The sequence below is a fragment of the Flavobacterium sp. RSSA_27 genome, assembly GCF_051547125.1.
GTDB lineage: Bacteria > Bacteroidota > Bacteroidia > Flavobacteriales > Flavobacteriaceae > Flavobacterium.
The window spans coordinates 229,264-254,674 of the sequence record NZ_JBPTTN010000004.1 but is presented as its reverse complement, the minus strand read 5'-3'; the positions used below and the strand labels follow the sequence as shown (position 1 = coordinate 254,674).

Below are 25,411 nucleotides of genomic sequence, written 5' to 3'. Positions count from 1 at the left end.
TTAGTTTAATTATTTTTAAAATCCAGTGTTGTTATGATACTGGATTTTTTTTTTGAAATATCACTAAAAGTAGGTATTGTGAAATGTTTTTTTTTCTTCTTACATATTTGTAACGGTTAACCAAAAAACTTTTTATAAATTTAAAACCGTTACAAAAATGAAAAAAATGATTTTTACTGCTATGGCAGTTTTGGCGTTTAGCTCTGTTTCAATGGCTAACACTATTGAAGTAAAAGAAGATATAGCTAAGGCAGTTATATCAGAAGAAGAAGCTACTGTTACAAAAAAAGTTGTGCCTGTAATTGATGTTTGTGCAATTCTTGCTCTTGCAACGTATCTTGAGTTGGAAGCTAATGGTGACCATTTTACAACATGTGCTACTGAAGCTGAAGGTGTTTACTACGCTTGTCAAACGGGTCAATTGTAATTATAGAAAACTAAGACTGTTAATTCAGTCTTAGTTAAAAAATAAAATTATGTTTAAAGACAAAGTAAGATACTTATTCCTTTTTTTAGTAACGATTCAAGTTTTTTCACAAAAATCTATTTCAGTAGTTTATAAAGTTAGTCCATTGAATGGAACCTATGAAAACAGTGAAATTATTAAAAGTAGTCCAAATAAAAACCACTATCTTGGAGTTGATGAGGCTTTAAAGAAAATTTCATATGAACTTTTAGTAACAGATACTATAGCAACTTTTTGCATACAGCAAACGTTAGATTTTTCTACAAGAGAGAATAGAATGGCAAAAAATGTTTCTGGTGGCATTGAGTATTTTGCTCAAAAAAATAGTTTGTATTATTTTTCAGACTTAATGGGAGAGAGGTTTAAAGTGAAAGTTGAAAACCTAGTATGGGAAACAACAAAAGAAACACAGATAATTAGTGGTTATAAATGCTATAAAGCAATAGCCAAAAAATACAATCCTTCAAAACGAATAAATAAATATTTTGATATTATTGCCTGGTTTTGTCCAAGTATTCCAATTTCTTATGGCCCAAAAGAATCAATAGGTTTACCAGGTTTAGTTTTACAATATCAAGATGACAAAGTAGTTTTTTTGGCAGAAAAAATTAATTTTAAGAGTGATAAACTAATCAGTAGTAATTTCAATAAAAAATATAAAGAAATTTGGGAAGCCGAATATTCAGTTATGGTTAAAGAAAAAACTTTAAAATTTTACTATGATAAACTATAATTTTCATTGTATCCATACTTGAAATTAGCGCTATAGTTTTTTACAATTTATTTCTTAAAAGGATAATGTAATAGAGCAAAAGACTAAACCCTTAAAATCCATCAATATAATTGCTAAATTCTTACAGTATCGTTTAGTCTAATAATTTGTAATATATTGATAATTTGTATTTTTTTTGAAATATCACTAAAAGTGGGTATTGTGAATTGGTTTTTTTTTCTTACATATTTGTAACGGTTAACCAAAAAACTTTTTATAAATTTAAAACCGTTACAAAAATGAAAAAAATGATTTTTACTGCTATGGCAGTTTTGGCGTTTAGCGCTGTTTCAGTAGCAAACACTATTGAAGTAAAAGAAGCTGGTGAAATAGTATCTATGGAGGTCGTTGTACTTGAAGATCCTTGTAAAGACGATCAAGATGCTGCTGTAGCAGAATGTAAAGCTAATGGCTGTTCTGATAGTGAAGCATTTTGGTTTGGGCTTAAAGCTTGGGGGGATTGCATGAAAGAACTAAGTATTAAGCCTGCATAACAGTAGTGAAAGTTTGCAATCACGACTAATATTCTGTTGAAATTTCTTATGTGATAAATAATTAACATTTTTATACAAGGACCGCTTCATTATCAAGAAGCGGCCTTTTTTTACTGCATGATAATGAAAAAAACACTTTGCATTTTTTTGCTTTTGGTTAGTTTTGGTTGTTTGAGCCAAATTAGTAATGGAAAAGTTCAGTATGGGGTTCATATTACCACATTTGAGGGTTTAGAAAAAACAACAAGGATGAAAGCCGCTTATTTGAAAGCAATGGAGAATGCTGCATTTTTAAATTTTGAATTAATTTTTGACACAAAAGAGTCGTGTTTTTTACTCAAAGAAGGTTTAGGGTTGGATGATCAAGGGTATGGATATGCTAAGCTTTTTTCAGGATATCAAGGAAAGGTTTATCAAGATGCATTTTTTTCTTATACTGAAACCACCAGCGAAATCGGGAATTATCTCGTAAAAAAAGACAAAAGTATCGAATGGTCTTTGGAGAATGTGACCAAAGAAATAAATGGATTTGTATGTTACAAGGCCAATGCTGTAAAAACAGTAGTAAATAGTGTTGGTGTTTTTCGTTTTCCGATTATTGCTTGGTATTGTCCACAAATTCCTCTTTCGTATGGTCCAAATGGATACGGCGGATTGCCTGGTTTAATTTTAGAATTACAAGTTAGAAATATTTTATTTGGCGTCAAAAAAATAGATTTAAAACCTACAGAAGCTTCAGTGCCACCAAAGCAAAAATCTTATCAGATGATATCTGAAAAAGAATTTGAAAACCTTTTTAAAAAATAGTATGATAGGTTCTACAATGAATAGATTATTTAATGGTTTCTTTATTTTTCAAGATTTTTTTCTGAGAGAATTGCTGTAAAAAACTTTCAATCTTTTGGTGAAAATTAAAGTAAATTGTTTGTAATTAATCTCGAGTGCTGTAACGGATAACATTTTTTTATAAATTTAAAACCGTTACAAAAATGAAAAAAATGATTTTTACTGCTATTGCAGTTTTGGCGTTTAGCGCTGTTTCAATGGCAAACACTATTGAAGTAAAAGTAGAAGTTGTAGTAAACAACGAGAGTAAAGTGGAGGAAACTATTCTTTCAGATGATTCAGATACTTGCCAAGAGCTTGCAATGGAGATGACAGATGGGACAGATTTTGACGACCCAACGTTAACTCACGATTATTATCAAGCATGGCTTGACTGGTGTTATGGTAATTAATGTTTGTAAGTAAATTAACTTTCAAGGTGGTGATTTAGCCACCTTGAATTAATAAACCAAAAAGATGAAAAAATATTTAATTATTACACTGGTTATTATTAACACTAATATATATTGCCAAACTATATTCGGTAAAGTAACTTATAGTATACAGCCTTTGGAAATGGAAGTGAAATCTGAAAATCCAAAAGTTAAAATGCTTCATCAAGAGATGAAAAAAAGAGCAGAAAACCAACAATATTTTTTAGAATTTAATACTACAAAAAGTCGGTTTTATAAAAATGATGTTTTGGGGGTAAGTACACATTCTGATGAAAAAGAACGATTATTGCAAAAAACTAGTAGCATTTTATATGGCACAAATGACACTTTCTACTATGATAAAGAGTCTTCTAGAATAATTATCAAAAAAGATGATGGTAATTTGTTTTTTTTAGATGAAAAACAAGATTGGGTCATAACTTCAGAGTCCAAAAAAATTGGTGATTATGTTTGTTATAAAGCAACATGCCAAAAGTTGGGTGTGAATAGGAATGGTGAAAAAAAAGTTACAAATGTAATAGCTTGGTTTGCTCCAATATTACCTTATGGTTATGGACCTAAAGACTTTAATGGTTTACCTGGTTTGATTTTAGAATTACATTTTTATAAATCGGTATTTTTGGCAACTAATATTGAAGTGAACACAACTTCTAACAAAGTTATTGAACTGCCCAAAGGAAAAATGATAGATTATAAAGAATATCAAAAGAGTTTTGTTGGTAAGATTTATTAATTTTTGTCCTAAAAAAATTTTACCACAAGCGAACTAAACCAACCCATGTCCAAATTCCTTTATTTCTTTCTTTTTTTTACAATGCTTGCCTTTGCCCAAAATCGTGTGATAACTGGCGTAGTAGGCGAGGCTAATTGTAAACCCTTAGAATCCGCGAATGTCATTGCTAAACCGTTGCAAGAAAAAGCAAGTTTGAAATTTGCTATTGCAGATAATAAAGGGCGCTACCGCTTAGAGTTAGAGAAAGAGGTCAAATACGAAATCACAGTGTCTTACATTGGGTTTGTAGAGGAAGTATTTATCCTTGAAGCAGATGCAGTTATTGCGACGCACGATTTTAAATTAAAACCTACAGGCGAACAACTCAAAGAAATTGTTATTAAACATGAATTCAAACCGATCGTCATCAAAAAAGATACCATGACTTTTGATGTGAAGAGTTTTGCTAACGGAAACGAACGTAAAATGAAAGAGGTTTTAGAAAAGTTGCCAGGTGTTGAAGTAGACAAAAAAGGAAATGTTACCGTACAAGGCAAAAAGGTAACCAAAATGTTGGTAGAAGGAAAATCGTTTTTTGGCGGCGGAAGCAAATTAGCCGTAGAAAATATTCCTGCTGATGCACTCGATAAAATCGAAGTCATAGACCATTTTAACGAAGTGGGATTCATGAAGCAGGTTTCAGATAGTGAGGATCTAGCTATGAATGTGAAGCTTAAAGCGGATAAAAAGAAGTTTGTTTTTGGGGATGTAGAAGCCGGAGCCGAAGTTGGCAATGCCGATAATGGTTTTTATTTGGCGCATGCCGCTTTGTTTTATTACAGTCCAAAAACCAATTTAAGTTGTATAGGCGATGCCAACAACATTGGAAAACGCACCTTTACTTTTGATGATTTGTTGCGCTTTGGTGGGGGAATGAGTAGTTTTCTTTCGGGACGAAAATCGTTTACCAATTTGTATAGTTTTACCAATGATACTAATGAGCTTGTACAGAGTGTATCACAATTTGCGGCGCTCAATTTTAGCCATGACTTATCAAGTAAATTAGAGATTTCTGGGTTCTCCATTTTTTCAAAAGTGTTTGCCGCTTCTCAATCGGAGAGTAGCAACGACTATTTGCAAAATAGTGCTGTAGCTTTTGAAAACAAATTGCAAAAAGGGGACAATCGTTCGTTATTAGGGATTTCTAATATAAAATTGAATTATTCCCCTAATGCCAAAGAAAAATGGTATTACAACGGGCAATACCAATCGAGTACCAATGATTTGAACAGTACTATTAATTCGGTGACCAATTTGGGGAGCAGTGTTTTTCAAACCTTAAATCAAGCCGATAATACCGCGATAAAACAATACCTAGAATGGCATAAAAGTTATAACGATGCTCATACAACGACTTTTGTAGTGAATCAAGCTTATGACAAAAATACGCCACAAACACGTTGGTTTACGGACCAACCTTTTTTAACGGGTATCATTCCCATTCAAGCCGATAACACTTATACAATAGATCAAATCAAAAGAGTGCAAAATCACTCTATTGATGCACTTTTTAAGCATTATTGGGTGTTAAACAATGCCAATCATTTGTATACTATTTTAGGAAACAACAACGGGCGCTCTCAGTTGTTTACCTCCGAAAAACAGTTGTTGACCACCAATGGTAGTAATGATTTTAGTACCGCTGGTTTTGGTAACGATATCAACTATCAACTCAATGATGCTTATGTAGGATTGGAGTACAAATTTAGAATTGGAAAATGGACGAATAAGCCCGCATTATATAGCCATTGGTATGCTATGAAAACGGAACAAGCCTCTGGAAATAGAGTGGTCGAAAAGCAAGTTTGGTTGCCACAATGGACTAGTGAATTTGAATTCAATAAATCAGAAACCCTAAATTTTAATTACAAACTCGAAGTAGGATTTCCTGAAGTAAGTCAGTTAGCGGATCAGTTCACGCTACAAAATTATAATTTGGTTTTTAAAGGGAATGCCTTGTTGGAAAATGAACAGTTTCATTCCGCAAATTTGAGGTATTCCAAAATGAATATGTATCGGGGAATTACTTGGAATGCTATGGCGAGCTTTCTTAAAAAAGAAAAGACCATTCGTAATGAAGTGATTTTGCAAGGAATTAATCAAGTCAACAGTCCTTTTTTGAGAGACAATCCAGAGACGAATTATACTATAAATGGGGCATTTACCAAAAAAATCTACCGTTTTAATCTTCGACTCAATACGAGTTTAAGTTGGTTCAATTATTTGCAAACCTTGAATGGAGTGACAACTTCAAATGATAGGAATAACCAAAAAGTAGGGTTCTTGATTAAAACAGCCTATAAGAAATGGCCAACAGTTAGTGTGGGTTATACTAAAGGATTTAGTCAGTTTAAAGGGATAACTCAATCTCAATTCCAATCGGATGCTTGGAATGGAGATGCTGAAATTACGTTTTTTAACTATTGGACCTACAAATTAGCCTATGAAAATACAAGCAATACTAACGCTAACCAGCAACGTAATTTTTATGATATTGCCAATACTTCTTTGCGCTATCAGAAGAAAAACAGCCCTTTTGGTTTTGAAGTAACAGTCAATAATGTATTGAATACCACCGTAAAAAATGATTATTCCTTTTCGGATTACTTAATCAGCGAGCGAAGTACTTTCGTTTTACCAAGAGTATTTATGTTGTCAGTAAGTTATAAATTGTAGTTTGGAAATCTCTTTACCCGCGTGAGGGATTACTTCACTATACATTTATTTTCATAGGAGTTCAGTGAATTTCATTTGGAGCTGGCTACCGAAGTAGCGCGGATAGTCCGACAGCTCACGACAAAGGGGGCCACTCACCAGCAAGATGAGTTGCCCCCTTTGTGGTGAGGTGGCACGCCCAAATCTTAATTATACACTCTAATCACAGTTCCGATAACTTCTATTCGGTATTGTTTTAGGGGATATTGTAGGTCGCTTAAGCCAGTAAATAAGCTGTATTCTTTGCTGTCGCAGGGACAAATGGCGTTGATGCCTTTGATGGTTAGGGTAGAGCAACTGCTAAGTGCTTGATTCGGGCAAGCGGCATCGAACGCGTTGTAACCACTTCCGGTATTGAATACGATAAGCCCTCGAGCGCCTGCTCCTGCGTAAAAAATGGCATTACTTGGGAATTTTAAGTTGGAGTAGGCCGGCAAACTAGTGTTGATATCTACGGTAAAGGAGTAATTGGGAATGTATGGGTTTTTGTTTGTGACTCCATTGTCGCTACAGCTTAATATAAGTACAATTACGAATAAGAAAAGCAGTTTTTTTATCATTTTAAAATAGGATCAAAGATTAGTGAAACAAATTTAATTTAATTAACTTTGGAATAGTTAAGGTTAACATTTAATTATAGCAAAAAAAAATTAGTATATTTGCGGAAAGAAATCCCGTCCTGATGGGATTTTTTCTATTTTATATCCGTCAGGTAATGTACTGTAAAACGTAAGAAAACCAATAGTATTGTATGGGTTTGATGTGCAAGGTGACAGTGAAAACCACTTAATTATTAATGTAAAACAGTTATGAGTAAAGTATCGTATTATACAGCAGAAGGATTAAAAAAGTTAAAAGACGAATTGGATTACCTAAAAGGAGTGATGCGTCCGAAAGCGTCGCAGGATATTGCAGATGCGAGAGACAAAGGCGATTTGTCTGAAAACGCAGAGTATGATGCTGCCAAAGAAGCACAAGGTTTGTTAGAAATGCGTATTTCTAAATTGGAGGAAGTATACGCCAATGCCCGCTTGATTGACGAATCACAATTGGATGTTTCTAAAGTATTGGTACATTCTAATGTGAAAATTAAAAATCAAGGGAACGGCATGGAAATGAAATATACCTTGGTAGCTGAAAGTGAAGCGGATTTGAAAACCGGAAAAATATCAGTAACTTCTCCTATCGGGAAAGGTTTGTTGGGTAAAAAAGTAGGTGAAGTAGCCGAAATTACTGTACCTAACGGAGTTTTGAAGTTTGAAATTATAGAAATTTCTCGAGACTAAAAGTAATAGTGATGAGTAGTATTTTTACCAAAATTGTAAATGGCGAAATTCCTTGCTACAAAGTAGCAGAAGACGAGCAATTTCTAGCTTTTTTGGATGTGAATCCCAACGCAGCGGGTCATACACTTTGTATTCCTAAGCAAGAAATTGACAAACTTTTTGATATGGATGAGGAATTGTATCTTGGTTTGATGCGCTTCTCAAAGAAAGTAGCCGCTGCACTTGAAAAAACAGTCCCTTGCGAACGTATTGGTATGGCTGTAATTGGATTAGAAGTACCTCACGCACACGTGCATTTGATTCCGATTAATGAAATGAACGAGATGCGTTTTCAAAATAAAGTCGCTTTGACAAAAGAGGAGTTCGAAGCTTTAGCAACTAAGATTCAACAAAATTTATAAAATTCTTTTTTTAATATAGTTAAACACGAATAGCGATTCTTAAGTGCTGTTCGTGTTTTTTTATACCCATTTTGAAAATTGTTTTGAGAAGGAACTATGAAATTATTTTTTGAATAAACTGATAACGAAAAGCAGTACCCAAGCGCCTCCAGCGGCAATAATGATTTGCCAAAGAAGACCACCGCCGCCAATTCCTAATTTCCCAGTGAGCCAGCCTCCAATGCTACTCCCTATAATACCCATAATGATATTTCCAAATAACCCAAAACCACTACCTTTCCAAAGTTGTCCACCTAGCCACCCAGAAATGGCGCCTATCAAAAGAAAATACAAAAATTCCATAAGTATATTTTTAAAGTTAAGTAACTAAAATAATAAAAAAATAGTTATAAAATACAGTGAATCAATTTTTTACATAAATAAGTTGCATTGAAGTTCCTTTCCCAACTTCTGACTGTAGTACTTTGATTTTTCCTTTGTGATACTCTTCGACTATACGTTTGGTTAAGGACAAACCTAGTCCCCATCCTCTTTTTTTAGTCGTAAAACCAGGCTCAAAGATTTTTTTAAATTGATTTTTTGGTATGCCGCTTCCTGTATCTGTTATGGTAATAGTTACACTATCGTTTTCTTCTTCAATGGCTAAATGTAATTTGCCTTTCCCTTTCATCGCATCAATGGCATTTTTCACCATATTTTCTATGGTCCAACTATGCAAAGTAGCATTTAATGGTATTAATATACTTTTTTGTGGAGCAGCATGTGTGAATGTAATTTGTTTGGAAAAGCGGGATTGCAAATAATCATAAGAAAGTAAGGTTTCGGAAACTATATCCATTTGTTCAAGGTTGGGTACTGAACCAATTTTTGAGAATCGATCTGTTATGGTTCGAAGGCGTTCGATATCTTTCTCAATTTCTTTGGTGGTGCTTTCAGCAATGTCTTCGGTTTTTAAGAGTTCAATCCAACCAATCAATGAGGATAATGGAGTGCCAATTTGATGAGCGGTTTCCTTTGCCATTCCTGCCCAAAGTTTGTTTTGTGTAGCCATTTTGGTGCTTTTGTAATAATTGAAAACAAGTGCGGCAAACAATATGATGATGAGCAGTAAGGCAATGGGATAATATTTTAATTGGTTCAAAAGTGAAGAGTTGCCATAATAGAGTTTTTGTGTTTTTCCAGGGGCATAAACAATAGTAATAGGTTCGTTTTCACCTTTTAATTTTCGTAAAAAGAGCTTTGATTTTTCAGTGTTTTGGATGATAGAAGCATCGATATTAACGGTATTTATGATGCTATCTTTCTCTGTTAGCACTATTGGAATGGAAGTGTTGTTACTAAAAATGAGTAATGGCAAATCTACATCGGTGTTTTCATCGGCATTGATTAAAGTTTTTTGCGCTTGTGCCCAAAGATTCATTTTTAATCGTTCTTCATTTTTAAAAATTTGAAAAAAAGTATAAGTATTCCATAAAATTAAAGAAACCAAACAGAACGAGGAAGCGATAATGATCCAACGGGTGGTGTTTCTTTTATTCGAAAAATGCATAAGTTTCTTTTTTTAACTATAAATATAACGAATTTATGATGGTTGTATTTTACTTTTGTGAAAACAAAATAGCGCTTTAACTTCAATTTATGGTAACTATAGATCCCAAAAGTATTCCTACCGCTCAGCTTCAAGGTTATTTGCAAAGTTCAGTTGGTCCAAGACCCATTGCTTTTGCAAGCACAATAGACAGTAATGGAGTGCCTAATTTATCTCCTTTTAGTTTTTTTAATGTATTCAGTGCCAATCCTCCCATTTTGGTTTTTTCTCCCGCGCGTCGAGTTCGGGATAATACGACAAAACATACCTTGCAAAATGCCGAAGCTACTCGTGAAGTGGTGATAAATGTAGTAAATTATGCTATGGTGCAGCAAACCTCTTTGTCGAGTACCGAATACCCAGAAGGTGTGAATGAATTTTTAAAATCGGGTTTTACACCCATTCCATCTACTATCGTAAAGCCCTATCGCGTAAAAGAGTCTCCTGTACAATTTGAATGCAAAGTCACTCAAATTATTCCTTTGGGAACAGAAGGAGGAGCAGGCAATTTAATTTTGTGTGAAGTCGTAAAGTTACATATCGATGAGTCGATTTTGGACAGTAATGGTGCTATTGATCAACACAAAATTGATTTGGTTTCTAGATTAGGCGGAAACTGGTATTCTAGATCGAACAAAGGTCTTTTTGAGGTTGAAAAACCTTTAAACACCTTGGGTATTGGCGTAGATGCTATCCCTGATTTTATTAAAGAAAGTACTTATTTTGATGGGAATGACTTAGGTAAATTAGGTAACATAGAAAAAATTCCAACCGAAGAAGAAATTACTATATTTGTAAAAGATAATTTCGATGTCAAAGCGGTCCTAAGTGCCGACGATATGGATAAGAAATTTCAAAAAGCAAAAGAGTATTTAGTTAATGGAAAAGCACTAGAGGCTTGGAAGTTATTATTAGCCAAAAAGTAAATTTTAAGTATTATGGAAGTTTTAGGAAGAGTAAAAGTAATCAACCCTGTGCAACAAGTAAGCGCTTCTTTTAAAAAGAGAGAAGTTGTAGTAACGACTGATGAGCAATACCCTCAGCATATTTTGATTGAATTTCAGCAAGACAAAACCGATTTGTTGAACAATTATGCTGTTGGAGAACCAGTGAAAGTTTCTATCAATTTAAGAGGGAGAGAATGGGTGAGTCCTCAAGGGGAAGTAAAACATTTTAATACTATAGTTGGATGGAGAATTGAGAAACAAGCTCCAGTTGCAGCAGCAGCACCTGTTCAAGCACCACCTGTACCAGCGGTAGAAACGTTTGCTCCAGCGACTAATTTTAATGAAGAAGAAGCAGACGATTTGCCTTTCTAAAAGAGTAAAATTCAAATTTGAAAATCCAAATTCCAAAACATTTTTACGATGTGATTGGAATTTGGATTTTTTTTGATGGCATTGTTAATTAAATTATTGAACAAAAGATGTATCATTTGTCTAAAAATTTATTTTTTCCACCTGTTTCAGAGGCAAATGCTGATGGGATATTGGCTATTGGAGGCGATTTATCTCCAGAGCGATTACAGTTGGCTTATTCAAGTGGAATTTTCCCTTGGTTCGAAGAGGATCAACCCATTATTTGGTGGTCGCCCAATCCTAGAATGGTGCTGTTTTTGGATGATTTAGTGGTTTCCAAAAGTATGCGAAACATTTTGAATAGAAATATCTTTAAAGTCACCTTTAATCAAAATTTTAGAGCGGTTATTGCTCATTGCCAACAAGTAAAACGCGATGGACAAACAGGAACTTGGATTACCAATGCAATGATTGAGGCTTATTGTAAACTGCACGAATTAGGTATTGCAAAATCGGTTGAGGTATGGCAAGACAATCAATTGGTAGGAGGATTGTATGGTGTTGATTTAGGACATATTTTTTGTGGTGAGAGTATGTTTTCTTTGGTTTCCAATGCTTCTAAAGTGGCATTTATTGCGTTGGTAAATCATCTTAAAATCAATAACTACCATCTTTTGGATTGTCAAGTCTATAATGACCATTTAGCCAGTTTGGGTTGTGTAGAAATTGAGCGAGAGGATTTTATGCGAATAGTAAAAGGGTAAATACAATTTTCCTATTCATTCCTGGTCCAACAACTTTCAACATGGTCATTTACCATTCCTGTAGCTTGCATATGTGCGTAAATTACTGTTGAGCCTACAAACTTAAATCCTCGTTTTTTTAAATCCTTACTTATCGCATCAGAAATAGACGAAGTTGCAGGGACTTCTTTCAAGGTTTTAGGACAATTATCTATGGGGGTATGCGCTACAAATGCCCAAATGTATTTTGAAAAGCTTCCAAATTCTTCTTGTATTTTAATGAAGTTTTGTGCGTTGGTTACAGCGGAATACACTTTGAGCTTGTTGCGAATGATACCTGAATCTTGTAATAATTCTTGAATTTTATCATCAGAATATTGGGCGATTTTTTTATAATCAAAAGTATCAAATGCCTTACGGAAATTCTCTCTTTTGTTTAAGATCGTAATCCAACTTAGGCCTGCTTGAAAGGTTTCCAATAGCAGAAATTCAAATAAAGTAGCATCGTCATAAATTGGCTTTCCCCACTCTTTATCGTGGTATTTTTGATATAATTCACTTGAATTACACCAACCACAGCGTTTTTTTTTATCTAAAATAATTTTCATAGGATGTCTGTATCTTTGGATAAGAATTTTTTAATCAAATGATGGCCTGCATAAATTACAGGCGTGAGCAGTATGGCAATAGAAAGTTTGAATGTATAACCAGTTAATGCAGAACTTAAAAAGGTTTCAAAATTTATTTTTCCAGGAAGCCAAAAAGCAATACCTAAGACTATAAAAGAATCAAACAGTTGTGAAACTAGAGTTGAGCCTGTGGTTCTTAACCAAATTTTAGTATCGCCGGTGCGGTTTTTAAAAAACCAAAACACTGTTACATCAATGAGTTGTGACACGAGAAAAGCAATGATACTTCCTGCAATAATCCACATACTTTGTCCAAAAACAGCTTGGAATTGTTCGTCGGTAACGGGGCTTATTCCTTTAGCAGCTGGGATACTCATAGCCAATAATAAAATGAGAAACGAATAAGCAATAAGGCAAGCCGTAATAAAGGAAAGTTTGCGAACGCCTTTCTCTCCAAAATATTCATTGATTAAATCGGTGGTCAAGAATACTATCGGCCAAGGCAAAATTCCGATACTCATCACAAAAGGTCCAATTTGGATTAATTTACCGCCAATCAATTCTGCAGTTACTGCATTGGTGATGAAAATCCCTGCAAGAATTACAAAAACAAAATCTTTTCGAGTTTTAAACATAGTTTTGAGTTTCTCAAAAGTACTATTTTATTTTGATTAGTATAATTTGAAAAGGTGTTCTATACAAAAAAATCCCATTCGTTTTTTTAGAATGGGATTTTAATTATGTAGCAGCTGGAATAACTTTTAGTAAATCTGTTTAATTCCTCTAGCATTGTCGAAAACATAACTCACCAACCAAGCAATTTGACCTTGCTTAGCAAAAAATATCTTCTTTTTATTGATATCAGGAATTACTTCAAGACAAGTTTCTAAAAGGTTGAAGGCTGCAATCAAGTTTTTTTGTTGGTACACCTTTAATACTTTTTTCTTTTCTTCGTTGCTTTCAGCATCAAGAACAAATCGTTGGTAGTTGTTTTCTGCTATTGCTTTTAAGGATAAAATATCATCATAGGTTACAGGTGTAAAGTTTTCTTCGGCTACTTTACCAGTTAGCAAAGTATACAATCCCCAAGCAGCTCCACCAGAAATGTAAACATTGCTTTTTTGTTGAGATTCTGGGCGATTAAGGTACATTTTTTTGAAGGTTTCTCTCAAAGTAGGCAAGTATTCAAACATTTGTTCGTTGAATTCAAAAACCGTTTTTTGTTTGCATTTTTTATTAATCAACTCGGTTAATGTTACTGTACCAATGTCTGATGAAATAGGGAAGAAGACACCTGCTCCATTCATTTCTTTGGCAAAACCTCCTTTAGTATTCCCTCCACCTATATCAACAATTACGGAGTTTAAATAATTTTTTGGAGGAATGCATCCTTTTAATAACAATTTTGCTTCAATTGATGATGAAATAACTTCAGTGTTTTTCTTGGTTAAAGCTTTGATTTTGTCGGTAAGTTCATTTGTGTTTGACGCCAATCCAACTCCAGAAGAAGCTACAATAAAGATATTTTTATCTTCGATTTTGTATTCCGTTAGCATTTTTTTGTAATTCATCATTACAACTGCAACTGCTCTATCGATATCTTCTTGGAATAGGGTACCATCAATTGAGATACCTGTAGCAATACCAACGTTTTCAGTCCAAAACTCTTTTACATCATAATTGTTTTTCTTTAGGTTTTCAACCTCAAGAACGGTCATTTTAACACCTTTACTACCGATTTCTATTCCGCCATAAAGTTGGGCGAAAGAGGAAAAAGAAAAGAATAGTAGCGCTACAATAAAGTACAATTTTTCTTTCATGATAATTTTTTAATTTGGGGTTCGCTTGCAAATCTATAGTAAAATTTGAAAAATGTATCATTTTTTTAATTTTTATTTTCAAAAAAATGAAAACTATATTTTTTTTTGAGGACCTTATATAATTTAACATTTCAATGTTGTGATGGTCAAAAAAAAATCTATTTTTGCTTTTATAAAATTATTTTTTGCCCCAAAAAAATTTAATTATGATAAAAAAATACCTAAACAATTTTAAAGACTTTCCAAGGGAAGTTTGGATTCTTACTTTAATTACCTTTATTAATAGAGCAGGAACGATGGTGATTCCTTTTCTGTCAAAGTACATGAAAGAAAATTTACATTTTACTTATAGCCAAATTGGTTGGGTAATGGTTTTCTTTGGAATAGGTTCGATTATTGGAACCTGGTTAAGTGGCAAATTATCAGATAAAATAGGCTTTTACAAGGTTATGGTGTTTAGTTTGTTTGCAAGTGGGATAGTATTTATTTTATTGCATTATGCCACTACTTTCGAAGCGCTTTGTGTTGGGATACTAATACTTACGACTATCGCCGATATGTTCAGACCAGCTATGTTGGTTTGTCTTAAAACAATTACAACAAAGGAAAATCGCGCAAGTGCCTATTCTTTAACAAGAGCAGCGGTTAATCTTGGTTTTCTTTTTGGACCTGTATTGGGTGGATTGATAATTATGCAATCGGGGTATGAGTTCATATTTTATGCAGACGGAATTACTTGTATTTTAGCTATTTTGGTTTTTGTGCTTTTTGTTAAAGAAAAGCAATTGCCTATCAAAACGGCCACTGAAAAAGCATTGCCTAAGAATGTATCTGTCATGAAAGATCGTCCATTTATGTTGCACTTGGTCATCTGTTTAATTACAGGGATTTTATTTTTTCAAATTTTCACTACTTTGCCATTGTATCATAAGGAACAGTTCAATATGTCTGAGTTTGACAGTGGACTTTTATTAAGTTTAAATGGATTACTTATATTATTGTTTGAGCTTCCAATTGTGAACTATGTAAGTAGAAACAAAATCAATAATCATAGGGTTATTTTCCTCGGACTAGTACTCATGGCTTGTAGTTTTTTATTCTTGTTGTATCCTGTAGTTGGCATGTTAATTCCTATGATGCTCTTTATGACTTGTGGTGTTATGTTGACCTTTCCTTTTGCAAATTCCTTTGCAATGGATAGGGCTTATGAACAAAGAGAGGGTAAGTATATGGCTGCTTTTACTATGAGTTATAGTTTTGCACATATTTTGAGTGCTAAAACGGGTATGGAAATCATTCAAAACGCTGGTTATGAGGCTAATTGGGTAGTGATGTCAATTCTAGGTGTAGTGGGCTCGCTTTTAGTGTTTAAATTGTTTGCAATGGTAGAAAAAGAAGACTTGAGTAAAGCTACCATGATTCGAGTTGAAAACGATAATAGAAATTAAGTCCTTAAAGTTTACAATATTTAGGACAGTAGTAATTGAGTACTACTGTCCTTTTTTTATGGAAAAATGTCACCAAGAACCTAATTCCACTTGGTAGCTAAATTGAATATAAAAGTTATGTAAGAGCGCAAGATTTCAATTTCTTTTTAAAAATAGTACTTATTTTTATTACTTAGGTTTCTGAAAAATTGCTATAGTATGGTTAAATGCAAACAATTTTGTATTCCATTTACCTTCCTTAATTTGACAAAAATAGCCTTTAGTGCTTGTTTTATTTCTATTTCACCCAAAGGGTTACTCTAGTTTGCTTATTATGCATTTGAGAAATTCGCATAAAAAAAATCCCGAATACATCGGGATTTTTACTGCTATTTCAATTTCTTTTTAATGGCAACTTCGTGATAGGCTTCAATGATATCACGCTCTTCGATGTCATTAAATCCTTTGATTTGAATACCACAATCATATCCTTTGGTAACTTCTCGAACATCGTCTTTAAATCGTTTAAGAGCTAAAAGTTCACCATCAAATAATACCACACCTTCTCTAATCACTCTGATTTTAGCGTTTTTGGTTATTTTACCATCCATAACCATACTACCAGCAATTGAACCTACTTTAGAAATTTTGAATATCTCCCTAATTTCAGCAGTACCTAAAACTTCTTCTTTCATTTCAGGGGCCAACATACCTTCCATCGCATCTTTTAAGTCGTCAATTGCGGCATAAATGATAGAGTAGTAACGAATATCAATTTCTTCTTTATCGGCTAATTGTCTTGCATTTCCAGCAGGACGAACGTTAAATCCAATAATAATTGCATCGGAAGCTGAAGCTAACATAACATCGGTTTCCGTAATGGCACCAACTCCTTTGTGGATAATGTTAATTTGTATTTCGTCAGTTGATAATTTAGAGAAAGAATCTGATAAAGCTTCTACAGAACCATCCACATCTCCTTTAAGAATAATGTTCAATTCTTTAAATTGCCCTAATGCGATTCTACGTCCAATTTCATCCAAAGTAATATGACGTTGGGTTCTTACAGATTGTTCACGCATTAATTGAGAACGTTTAGATGCAATTTGTTTTGCTTCTTTTTCGTCTTCGAATACATTGAATTTGTCCCCAGCTGTTGCAGCTCCATCTAATCCTAAAACAGAAACCGGAGTTGAAGGTCCTGCCTCTTTAACAACATGTCCGCGTTCATCATGCATGGCTTTTATTTTACCATGGTGTTTTCCGGCCAACATATAATCTCCTACCCTTAAAGTACCATGTTGTACTAAAATGGTAGACACATATCCTTTTCCTTTATCCAAGTATGCTTCTACAACTGTTCCTTGTGCTGCTTTATTTGGATTTGATTTTAAATCTAAAATTTCGGCTTCTAATAATACTTTTTCAAGTAATTCTTTTACCCCTGTACCTACCTTAGCAGATATGTCATGAGATTGAATTTTTCCTCCCCAGTCTTCCACCAAAAGGTTCATACCAGCTAATCTTTCTTTTACTTTGTCAGGATTAGCATTTGGCTTATCAATTTTATTGATAGCAAAAATAATTGGAACACCTGCAGCTTGAGCGTGAGAAATTGCCTCTTTCGTTTGTGGCATGATGTCATCATCTGCTGCAATAACAATAATTGCGATATCCGTAACTTGAGCTCCACGTGCACGCATGGCGGTAAAAGCTTCGTGACCTGGTGTATCTAAGAAAGCAATTTTTTGTCCGTTATCTAAAGTTACCCCATAAGCTCCAATGTGCTGAGTGATACCTCCAGATTCTCCTGCAATTACATTTTCTTTACGAATATAATCCAGCAAAGATGTTTTTCCGTGATCAACGTGACCCATTACGGTAACAATAGGAGCACGTGTTACTAAATCTTCTTCTTTATCTTCAACTACTTGAATTGCTTCTTCAATATCAACAGTGATAAATTCTACTTCATATCCAAATTCATCACAAACAATAGTCAAAGTCTCAGCATCCAAACGTTGGTTCATGGTTACCATGATTCCAAGCGACATACAAGTACCAATAACTTTAGTAATTGGCACATCCATCATAATCGCAATTTCACCAACAGTAACAAACTCGGTTACCTTGATTCTTTTGCTTCCTTCATCTAGTGCTCTTTGTTCATCATCGGTTTTCTGACGATGCGTTTCTCTTTTCTCTCTACGGTACTTAGCTGCTTTTGATTTTCCACCTTTCCCTTGAAGTTTTTCAAGAGTCTCGCGAATTTGATTTTTCACCTCTTCCTCCGTAGGCTCAACCTTAGCCACAATAGCAGGGCGATTTCCTTTTACAAATCCAGGTCTTGCACTTCTATTCGCATTAAATCCGCCACCTGTATTAGGAGTGATTTTATTTGGATTGGGAGTGCCGGGTGTAGTTGGCGGTTTAGGCGCACCTGGTTTAGGTGCAATTCTTTTACGCTTATTCTTATTGGCATTGTTTGCCCCAGCAGCCCCAGGAGTACCAGGTTTATTTGGAGTAATCTTCGGATCTTCTTTTTTCTTTTTAGGCTTATTGAATTGAGACAAATCAATAATTTGACCTGTAAGTGTTGTACCTGACAACTTTTGGTATTGAGTAGTAATAGTTTCCTCAACTTGTTCGTCAGAAACAGGAGCAACAGGTGCTGAAGTTGTTTTCTCTATAACTGGAGTTACTTCTCTAACTACTTCTTTTTCTTTACTACCAGTAATTGGTTTTGCTACTGGTTCGTCTGTTGAAGGTTTTTCTGGAGAAATTGTTTTAGTTTCTACTATAGGTACAGTTGCATTAACAGTTGGGACTTCTGGCTTTTCAACAGCAATTGTTGGGTTAGCAACAGGAGTGACTTTTTTCGGGTTAAGATCAATCTTGCCTACTTGAACAGGACCTGTAACTACAGCTCTTGCTTTGATAATTTCTTGTTGTCTTAAACGTTCTTCGTCTGCTTTGCGTTTGTTTTCGATTTCTTTTTCACGTTCAATACGCAACGCTTCTTTTTCCTTTCTTTTTTCCTCCCCTACTTCTTTAGACGCCTCTTTATTCCCTTTGTCACCAGCAAACTGACCGCACAAGACATTGTATACATCTTCAGAAATTTTTGTGTTTGGATTTGACTCAATGGCAATTCCTTTATCCTTAAGATAATCCACAGCTCTTTCTAAAGAAATATTCAATTCCCTTAAAACTTTGTTTATTCTAATTATTCTCTCTTCAGACATAAAACCTTTTTATTATTATCTTTTTTTGTTGTGTTGCTAGAAGAACATAGTTTTAACTATCGAATTCTTCTTTCAAAATTCTCATTACATCTAGAATAGTTTCCTCTTCTAGGTCTGTTCTTCTAACTAAATCCTCTACGTCTTGGCTCAAAATGCTTTTGGCTGTATCTAAACCAATTTTTGCAAATTCTTCTATTACCCAGTCTTCTATTTCATCTGAAAACTCAGTCAATTCAACATCGTCCTCATCAGCTGTAGCACCAGCAATATCACCTTCACGAATTACATCTAATTCATAACCCGTAAGCATTCCTGCCAATTTAATATTGTGTCCACCACGTCCGATAGCTTTAGAAACTTCTTCTAATTTCAAAAACACTTCAGCACGCTTAGTCTCTTCGTTAATTTTAATGGAAGATACTTTAGCAGGACTCAATGCTCTTGTAATATATAATTGAATATTATTAGTATAATTGATTACATCAATATTCTCATTACCTAACTCTCTTACAATTCCGTGGATACGAGATCCTTTCATTCCCACACAAGCACCTACTGGATCAATTCTATCATCATAAGAATCAACAGCAACTTTTGCTTTTTCACCAGGGATTCTAACTACGTTTTTCACCATGATTAAACCATCGGAAACCTCTGGAATTTCTTGTTCAAATAATTTTTCCAAAAACTTCTCGGAAGTTCTAGACATAATAATTTGAGGTTTATTTCCTTTTAGTTCAACACTCTCTATAATTCCACGTACATTATCTCCTTTTCTAAAAAAATCAGAAGGGATTTGTTTCTCTTTTGGTAAAACAATTTCATTTCCTTCATCATCAACCAAAATTACAACTCTTGGACGTACATGATGTACTTCGGCTGTATAAATGTCTCCTATAATATCTTTGAATTGTTTGTACAGATTTGTATTATCATGTTCATGTATTTTAGAAATTAAGTTTTGACGTAAAGCCAAAATCGCTCTTCTTCCTAAATCAATTAATTTAACTTCTTCTGATACTTCTTCACCAATTTCAAAATCTGCTTCAATTTTACGGGCTTCTGTTAAAGTAATTTCTTCATTTTCGAAATCCAAATCCTCATCAGCTACAATCACGCGTCTTCTCCAAATTTCCATATCTCCTTTGTCAGGATTTATGATTATATCAAAGTTATCATCTGAACCATATTTCTTTTTCAATGCATTTCTAAATACATCTTCTAAAATTGCCATAAGCGTTACACGATCAATAAGTTTATCGTCTTTAAACTCTGAAAATGAATCGATTAATGCTAAATTTTCCATGCGAATTCTTTAATTAAAATGTTACTGTAACAATTGCTTCTTTAATATCTGCGTAAGGCAACTTAAGTTCTTTTTGAACGGTTTCCTTTCCTTTTCCTACTTTTTTGGGTTCTCTTGCTTTCCATGACAAAATTATAAAAACATCGTTAGCTTCAACTAATTCTGCTTCAATAATTTCGGATCCCGTTTTAACAATTAATGTTCTACCCACATTTTTTTTATACTGACGAATCATTTTTAGTGGAGAGCCTATACCTACCGAGGCAACTTCTAGAGAAAAATCTTGCTCTTCACGATCCAAATTGCTCTCGATGGCTCGACTAATATCGATACAATCTTGAAGAGCTACTCCATTATCACCATCAAGTGACACTAGTATCTTAAATGCATCTGTAATGGTTAAATCTGTCAAAAAAACAGTAGGTCTTTCCGATAACGCTTTTTCAACCAATGCATTTACTTTTTCTTTAAATGTCATATTTTAATAATTATTTTATAAAAAGAGGGGACATTAGTCCCCTCATTACTTAACTTTTAATAAATAACGGTGCAAATATAGTGTTTTTTTGCAAATCATTTTATTTGATTACAGTAAAAAAAAATCTTATCTTTACTACAACCTTTTAGGTGAAGTAAATTCTCACAATTAAACCCCAAATTAATCATGAAACGGATTTTAGTCCCAACCGATTTTTCAATTTATGCTGAAAATGCCTTAAAAGCTGCTGCTCAATTAGCTAAAAAACAGCAAGCTGAAATCGTATTGCTTCATATGTTAGAACTTCCAAACCAGATGAGTGACGCGGTTTCTTCTGGAAAAAGTATTCCTGAAGTGATGTTTTTTATTCAAAAAGCAAAAGAAACTTTTGTCGAAATTTTTGATCGCCCTTATCTTGAGGGTATTGAGGTAACTGAATTTATTCAATTTGAAAAAGCTTCTGATGGAGTGCTGAAGTTTATTCAAAAAAATAATGTTGACCTTATTGTTATGGGGTCTCATGGCGCCTCAGGTGTTGAAGAAATCTTTATTGGTTCAAACACAGAAAAAATAGTTCGTCTTTCAGAAATTCCTGTTTTAGTAATCAAGAAAGATGAAGGTGAATTTGATCCAAAAGAGATTGTTTTTGCCTCTGACTTTTCAAATGAAGTCAAAGTTCCTTTCCAAAAAATGAAAGCATTAGCAAATCTTTTAAATGCAAAAATTAATTTAGTTACTATTTGTACGCCAAATAGTTTTAAAACTACAGCAGCGGCAACTGAAACAATGAAATCTTTTGCAGCTGATTTTGATCTCCAAAATTTTAGTATCAACATCTATAACGAATCCAATGTTGAAAAAGGAATTTTGAATTTTGCTAACGCTACAAACGCCGACTTAATAGGTATCTGCACTCATGGAAGAACAGGTTTAGCTCATTTTTTTAATGGAAGTATTGCGGAAGATTTGGTGAATCATACCCAAAAACCAGTGATTACTTTTAGGCAATAATAACCAGAATTCCAAAAAACAGGGCATAAAAAAAGCCTCTCGATTGAGAGGCTTTTTTTGTTGGTCTACTAGGACTCGAACCTAGAAAGACTGCACCAAAAACAGTTGTGTTACCATTACACCATAGACCAGCAGTGCGATTAAGCGAGTGCAAATTTAATACAAATTTTAAGTTGTACAAATTTTTAAGATGATTTTATTCAAAAAAAACGAAAATATTTTGCTTGGAAAAACTTCTATCAAGCAAAATCTCTATTTATCAGAGGTTTGCACTAGTGAAATACTTTTGTAGAAAATATTGTTAATGGTTGCCGCTTTAACTAAAAAAACATTTTCTTTGTATTTGAAATCAAAACCTATACAAATTCATGGATAAGACCTCTTTCAATTTTAATAAATGGAATACCATTTTAGGCTGGATAGCATTTGGAATAGCATTAATTACTTACTCCTTAACTGTAGAACCCACCATGAGTTTTTGGGATTGTGGTGAGTATATTGCAACTGCGGCCAAATTAGAAGTTGGTCACCCTCCTGGAGCTCCATTGTTTCAAATGATGGGCGCATTCTTTGCCATGTTTGCCACAGACAATGAACACATTGCTTTAATGGTCAATATGTTGTCTGTGTTTTCTAGTGCTTTTACCATTTTATTTATGTTTTGGTCGAGCTCAATGATTTTGAAAAAAATAATAGGACGTATTTCTGTTATCAACAAGAATAATAGTATTGTAGTTTTAGGAAGTTCTTTGGTTGGTGCTTTAGCCTATACTTTTTCTGATAGTTTTTGGTACAATGCCGTAGAGGCAGAAGTTTACGCTATGGCTTCCTTACTTATAGCATTATTGTTTTGGTTAGGTTTGCGTTGGGAACAAGATATGGACCAGCCTAAAGGAAACAAATGGCTATTGATTATCTCTTTAGTAATTGGTTTGTCTTTTGGAGTTCATTTCATGGCTTTACTTACCATTCCAGCCATAGGCTTCTTGTATTTTTTCAAGCATTATGAAGAGGTGACTCTTAAAAACTTCCTTATTGCTAATGTTGTAGTAATAGCTGTATTGTTATTTATTTTCAAATTGCTGCTACCACTAACCATGGCTTTCTTTGGTAAAACGGAAGTATTCATGGTGAATTCACTTGGCTTACCCTTTGATTCAGGGACTATTTTTGTGGCTTTGCTTTTTGCTGCATTCTTTTATTTTGGATTAAAATACACGCGTCAAAAAGGGCTAGTTTTCTACAATACGATTATACTTTGTATCTTATTTATATTAATAGGTTTTTCCACATGGATGATGCTGCCTATTAGAGCCAATGCAAATGTGGTGATTAACGAAAACAAACCTTCTGATGCAAGAGAGGTTTTGGCTTATTACAATAGAGAACAGTATGGTGCAAGTCCCTTATTTTATGGATCACAATATACAGAAGCTTTTGCTGGATTAGATCCTAATAATCCCTATTTAGATAAAGCACCTAACTATGAAAGAGATTATAAAAGCGGTAAGTATGTTATTGTGAATAATTTCAAAAACGCCGAGCAAAATAGTGATGATAGCCATAAAACAATTCTGCCAAGAATGAGAAGTGCTGATCATATTGAAAACTATATGAATTTTACCAATCCGCCAGAGTTTAGGCTGAATCCAAATTATCAATATGAAGAAGATTTGGTAAAATATGGCATTGATCCAAGTCAATTGAGTGAGGAAGATTTAAACAAAGCAACTGCACAAGTTCGTAACGAAATCGAAAAAATAGTTACTGAATTCAGATCGGCTTATGCTCAAAAGCAAATTGACAACGAGGGTTATATTAAATTCTTAAAAAGTTACGGAGACTATCTTATAGTCGATAAACCTTCGACTATAGATAATTTTACTTTTATGTTCGAATACCAGTTTGGTTATATGTATTGGAGGTATTTGATGTGGAATTTTGTTGGAAGACAAAACGATATTCAAGGCAAATACGATAATCTTGATGGAAATTGGATAAGCGGTATCCCATTTATGGACTCGATTCATCTTGGTTCACAAGAAAATTTGCCTTCAGATGTAGTTAATAATAAAGGTAGGAATACCTATTATTTTTTACCCTTCATTTTAGGTTTGATCGGGTTAATGTATCATTTCACTAAAGATAAAAAAAGCTTTTATGTGCTTTTGGTCTTATTTTTATTTACAGGATTTGCTCTCAAAATTTATTTAAATGAACGTCCATTTGAGCCTCGCGAACGAGATTATGCATTAGTAGGTTCTTTTTATGTTTTTGCTATTTGGATCGGATTTGGTGTATATGCCTTGTACGAAAGTTTACAAAAATATGTAGCACCAAAATTTGCTGGACCAATTCTTATTGCTTCAAGTCTTTTGGCGGCTCCAGTGCTTATGGCTTCACAAAACTGGGACGATCATGATCGTTCGAATAAATACACCGCAGTAGCCATGGCAAAAGCCTACCTAAATTCATGCGACAAAAATGCTATTTTGTTCACCATTGGTGACAATGATACGTTTCCATTATGGTATGCTCAAGAAATTGAAAAAGTCCGTACCGATATTCGAATTGTAAATACAAGTTTGTTTATGACCGATTGGTATATCGATCAAATGAAGCGAAAAGCTTACGAATCTGAGCCGCTACCAATATCTTTCAACCATGAAGACTATGTGGGTGACAAATTAGATTATGTAGCACATATTCCAAAAATAGAAAGTAGATGGGACGTTAAAGACATGATTACTTTTATCAAACATCCAAAATCTTTGGTTGAGATGGAAAACGGTCAATCGATACATTTTTACCCCACTAATAAAATCAGACTTGCAGTTGATAAAGAAGCTGTTATCAATAACAAAGTAGTTTCTCCAAAACAATATGACTCTATTGTTCCTTATATTGATATCGACATGAAAGGTCGTGCTTTATACAAAAACCGATTGATGATGCTTGATTTAATAGCAAATAACAACTGGAAAAGACCAATTTATTTCAGTGGTGGCGCTTATGATGACGAAGATTTTCTTTGGATGAAAAACTATCTTCAACTAGACGGAATGACCTACAAATTAGTTCCTATCAAAACAGCACTTCCAAAAGATGCTAGCCCATTAGAAATGGGTGGAATAGATAGCGATAAAATGTATGGAAATGTCATGAAATGGGATTGGGGTAATAGTGAGAGTTTGTCTATTTATCACGATCCTGAAACCAGAAAAAATAGCATTACCTATCGTTCATACATGGCAAGATTGATGAATCAATTGATTTTAGAAGGCCAAAAAGACAAGGCAAAAAACATCATTGAACTAGCCATGACCAAAATGCCTTTAGACAAATTTGGCTACTATTCTTTAGTAGAGCCTTTTGCAAAAGGTTATTATGACATCGGTGAAAAAGCAAAAGCACAAGATTTATTATCAAAGCTAATCGTGAAGTACAAAGAAAATCTTAATTACTACAGTACCTTACCACCCTCGGATCAATCAGGTATTGCTATTGATATTATTACCGATATCGAACGTTATAGAAGTTTATTATCGGTCATGAAAGAAAGTGGAGATTTAATTTTTTACAACAAAAATAAAGGGCAATTCAATACCTATGTAACTATTTTTGAAAGATTTGGAAGAGAGAAAGAATAATACAAAAAACACTTTTTAATAAATGTAGCA

Annotated in this window: 24 protein-coding genes and 1 tRNA gene; 15 read left to right on the top strand and 10 right to left on the bottom strand. The window is 33.9% G+C overall.

Annotation, left to right across the window (positions count from 1 at the left end; genetic code table 11):
* The first annotated feature begins 157 nt into the window (after window positions 1–157).
* The 7 genes from ACSVH5_RS07510 (at window position 158) to ACSVH5_RS07480 (ending at window position 6,460) form a co-directional block, all read left to right on the top strand.
* Entirely contained in the window at window positions 158–427 is a 270-nt protein-coding gene (locus ACSVH5_RS07510; RefSeq protein WP_438060822.1) for a hypothetical protein, read from the top strand.
* Window positions 428–476: 49 nt separating this feature from the next.
* A complete protein-coding gene (locus ACSVH5_RS07505; RefSeq protein ID WP_438060821.1) occupies window positions 477–1,199 on the top strand; it encodes a GLPGLI family protein in 723 nt (240 codons plus the stop codon).
* A 278-nt stretch (window positions 1,200–1,477) separates the two neighbouring features.
* Complete coding sequence (locus tag ACSVH5_RS07500; protein ID WP_438060820.1) at window positions 1,478–1,732, top strand: hypothetical protein; 255 nt, start codon at window positions 1,478–1,480, stop codon at window positions 1,730–1,732.
* A gap of 123 nt (window positions 1,733–1,855) precedes the next feature.
* The gene (locus ACSVH5_RS07495; RefSeq protein ID WP_438060819.1) at window positions 1,856–2,539 is read left to right on the top strand and encodes a GLPGLI family protein; all 684 of its coding nucleotides are present in this window, start codon (window positions 1,856–1,858) and stop codon (window positions 2,537–2,539) included.
* 191 nt (window positions 2,540–2,730) lie between these two features.
* A complete protein-coding gene (locus tag ACSVH5_RS07490) occupies window positions 2,731–2,970 on the top strand; it encodes a hypothetical protein (protein ID WP_438060818.1) in 240 nt (79 codons plus the stop codon).
* 64 nt (window positions 2,971–3,034) lie between these two features.
* A complete protein-coding gene (locus ACSVH5_RS07485) occupies window positions 3,035–3,745 on the top strand; it encodes a GLPGLI family protein (RefSeq protein ID WP_438060817.1) in 711 nt (236 codons plus the stop codon).
* 81 nt (window positions 3,746–3,826) lie between these two features.
* Window positions 3,827–6,460, top strand: coding sequence for a TonB-dependent receptor (locus ACSVH5_RS07480; protein ID WP_438060816.1), 2,634 nt, complete (start codon window positions 3,827–3,829; stop codon window positions 6,458–6,460).
* Between the two features lie 185 nt (window positions 6,461–6,645).
* On the opposite strand, the gene ACSVH5_RS07475 is transcribed toward ACSVH5_RS07480, so the two are convergent.
* Window positions 6,646–7,059: a Rieske (2Fe-2S) protein gene (locus tag ACSVH5_RS07475; RefSeq protein ID WP_438060815.1), complete on the bottom strand. Its 414-nt coding sequence runs from the start codon at window positions 7,057–7,059 to the stop codon at window positions 6,646–6,648.
* A 249-nt stretch (window positions 7,060–7,308) separates the two neighbouring features.
* Between ACSVH5_RS07475 and greA the strand changes: the two genes are divergently transcribed.
* Both greA and ACSVH5_RS07465 read left to right on the top strand, forming a co-directional pair.
* Window positions 7,309–7,785 (top strand): transcription elongation factor GreA, encoded by a 477-nt coding sequence (gene greA, locus ACSVH5_RS07470; RefSeq protein WP_342690055.1) that lies wholly within the window; start codon window positions 7,309–7,311, stop codon window positions 7,783–7,785.
* Window positions 7,786–7,796: 11 nt separating this feature from the next.
* Entirely contained in the window at window positions 7,797–8,186 is a 390-nt protein-coding gene (locus ACSVH5_RS07465; RefSeq protein WP_438060814.1) for an HIT family protein, read from the top strand.
* Between the two features lie 102 nt (window positions 8,187–8,288).
* Here the strand turns inward: ACSVH5_RS07465 and ACSVH5_RS07460 are convergent, their stop codons facing one another.
* The gene (locus ACSVH5_RS07460; RefSeq protein ID WP_438060813.1) at window positions 8,289–8,528 is read right to left on the bottom strand and encodes a GlsB/YeaQ/YmgE family stress response membrane protein; all 240 of its coding nucleotides are present in this window, start codon (window positions 8,526–8,528) and stop codon (window positions 8,289–8,291) included.
* A gap of 61 nt (window positions 8,529–8,589) precedes the next feature.
* Entirely contained in the window at window positions 8,590–9,735 is a 1,146-nt protein-coding gene (locus ACSVH5_RS07455; RefSeq protein ID WP_438060812.1) for a sensor histidine kinase, read from the bottom strand.
* A gap of 89 nt (window positions 9,736–9,824) precedes the next feature.
* Here ACSVH5_RS07455 and ACSVH5_RS07450 point away from each other — a divergent pair, with 89 nt between their 5' ends.
* From ACSVH5_RS07450 to aat, 3 genes are all read left to right on the top strand, one after another.
* A complete protein-coding gene (locus ACSVH5_RS07450; RefSeq protein ID WP_438060811.1) occupies window positions 9,825–10,700 on the top strand; it encodes a flavin reductase in 876 nt (291 codons plus the stop codon).
* Window positions 10,701–10,712: 12 nt separating this feature from the next.
* Complete coding sequence (locus ACSVH5_RS07445) at window positions 10,713–11,093, top strand: DUF3127 domain-containing protein (RefSeq protein ID WP_438060810.1); 381 nt, start codon at window positions 10,713–10,715, stop codon at window positions 11,091–11,093.
* Window positions 11,094–11,200: 107 nt separating this feature from the next.
* Entirely contained in the window at window positions 11,201–11,836 is a 636-nt protein-coding gene (gene aat, locus ACSVH5_RS07440) for a leucyl/phenylalanyl-tRNA--protein transferase (protein ID WP_438060809.1), read from the top strand.
* Between the two features lie 11 nt (window positions 11,837–11,847).
* Here the strand turns inward: aat and ACSVH5_RS07435 are convergent, their stop codons facing one another.
* From ACSVH5_RS07435 to ACSVH5_RS07425, 3 genes are all read right to left on the bottom strand, one after another.
* On the bottom strand, window positions 11,848–12,423 hold the full coding sequence (locus ACSVH5_RS07435) for a DNA-3-methyladenine glycosylase I (RefSeq protein WP_438060808.1): 576 nt from the start codon (window positions 12,421–12,423) through the stop codon (window positions 11,848–11,850).
* A complete protein-coding gene (locus ACSVH5_RS07430; protein WP_438060807.1) occupies window positions 12,420–13,079 on the bottom strand; it encodes a queuosine precursor transporter in 660 nt (219 codons plus the stop codon). The genes ACSVH5_RS07435 and ACSVH5_RS07430 overlap by 4 nt, the downstream gene beginning before the upstream one ends.
* Before the next feature lie 126 nt (window positions 13,080–13,205).
* A complete protein-coding gene (locus tag ACSVH5_RS07425) occupies window positions 13,206–14,264 on the bottom strand; it encodes a Ppx/GppA phosphatase family protein (protein WP_438060806.1) in 1,059 nt (352 codons plus the stop codon).
* 206 nt (window positions 14,265–14,470) lie between these two features.
* Here ACSVH5_RS07425 and ACSVH5_RS07420 point away from each other — a divergent pair, with 206 nt between their 5' ends.
* Window positions 14,471–15,712, top strand: a complete 1,242-nt coding sequence (locus tag ACSVH5_RS07420; RefSeq protein WP_438060805.1) for an MFS transporter — start codon at window positions 14,471–14,473, stop codon at window positions 15,710–15,712.
* Between the two features lie 368 nt (window positions 15,713–16,080).
* Here the strand turns inward: ACSVH5_RS07420 and infB are convergent, their stop codons facing one another.
* From infB to rimP, 3 genes are read right to left on the bottom strand one after another with little or no spacing between them, the layout of a single operon-like run.
* A complete protein-coding gene (gene infB / locus ACSVH5_RS07415) occupies window positions 16,081–18,936 on the bottom strand; it encodes a translation initiation factor IF-2 (RefSeq protein WP_438060804.1) in 2,856 nt (951 codons plus the stop codon).
* Between the two features lie 52 nt (window positions 18,937–18,988).
* The gene (gene nusA, locus ACSVH5_RS07410; RefSeq protein ID WP_438060803.1) at window positions 18,989–20,242 is read right to left on the bottom strand and encodes a transcription termination factor NusA; all 1,254 of its coding nucleotides are present in this window, start codon (window positions 20,240–20,242) and stop codon (window positions 18,989–18,991) included.
* Window positions 20,243–20,255: 13 nt separating this feature from the next.
* Window positions 20,256–20,720 (bottom strand): ribosome assembly cofactor RimP, encoded by a 465-nt coding sequence (gene rimP / locus ACSVH5_RS07405; protein WP_438060802.1) that lies wholly within the window; start codon window positions 20,718–20,720, stop codon window positions 20,256–20,258.
* Window positions 20,721–20,906: 186 nt separating this feature from the next.
* Between rimP and ACSVH5_RS07400 the strand changes: the two genes are divergently transcribed.
* On the top strand, window positions 20,907–21,731 hold the full coding sequence (locus ACSVH5_RS07400; protein WP_438060801.1) for a universal stress protein: 825 nt from the start codon (window positions 20,907–20,909) through the stop codon (window positions 21,729–21,731).
* 60 nt (window positions 21,732–21,791) lie between these two features.
* Here ACSVH5_RS07400 and ACSVH5_RS07395 read toward each other — a convergent pair.
* Window positions 21,792–21,862, bottom strand: a tRNA-Gln gene (locus tag ACSVH5_RS07395).
* A 237-nt stretch (window positions 21,863–22,099) separates the two neighbouring features.
* Between ACSVH5_RS07395 and ACSVH5_RS07390 the strand changes: the two genes are divergently transcribed.
* Window positions 22,100–25,381 carry a glycosyltransferase family 117 protein gene (locus tag ACSVH5_RS07390; protein WP_438060800.1) on the top strand — a complete coding sequence of 1,094 codons (3,282 nt, stop codon included), beginning with the start codon at window positions 22,100–22,102 and terminating at the stop codon, window positions 25,379–25,381.
* Window positions 25,382–25,411: the final 30 nt, after the last annotated feature.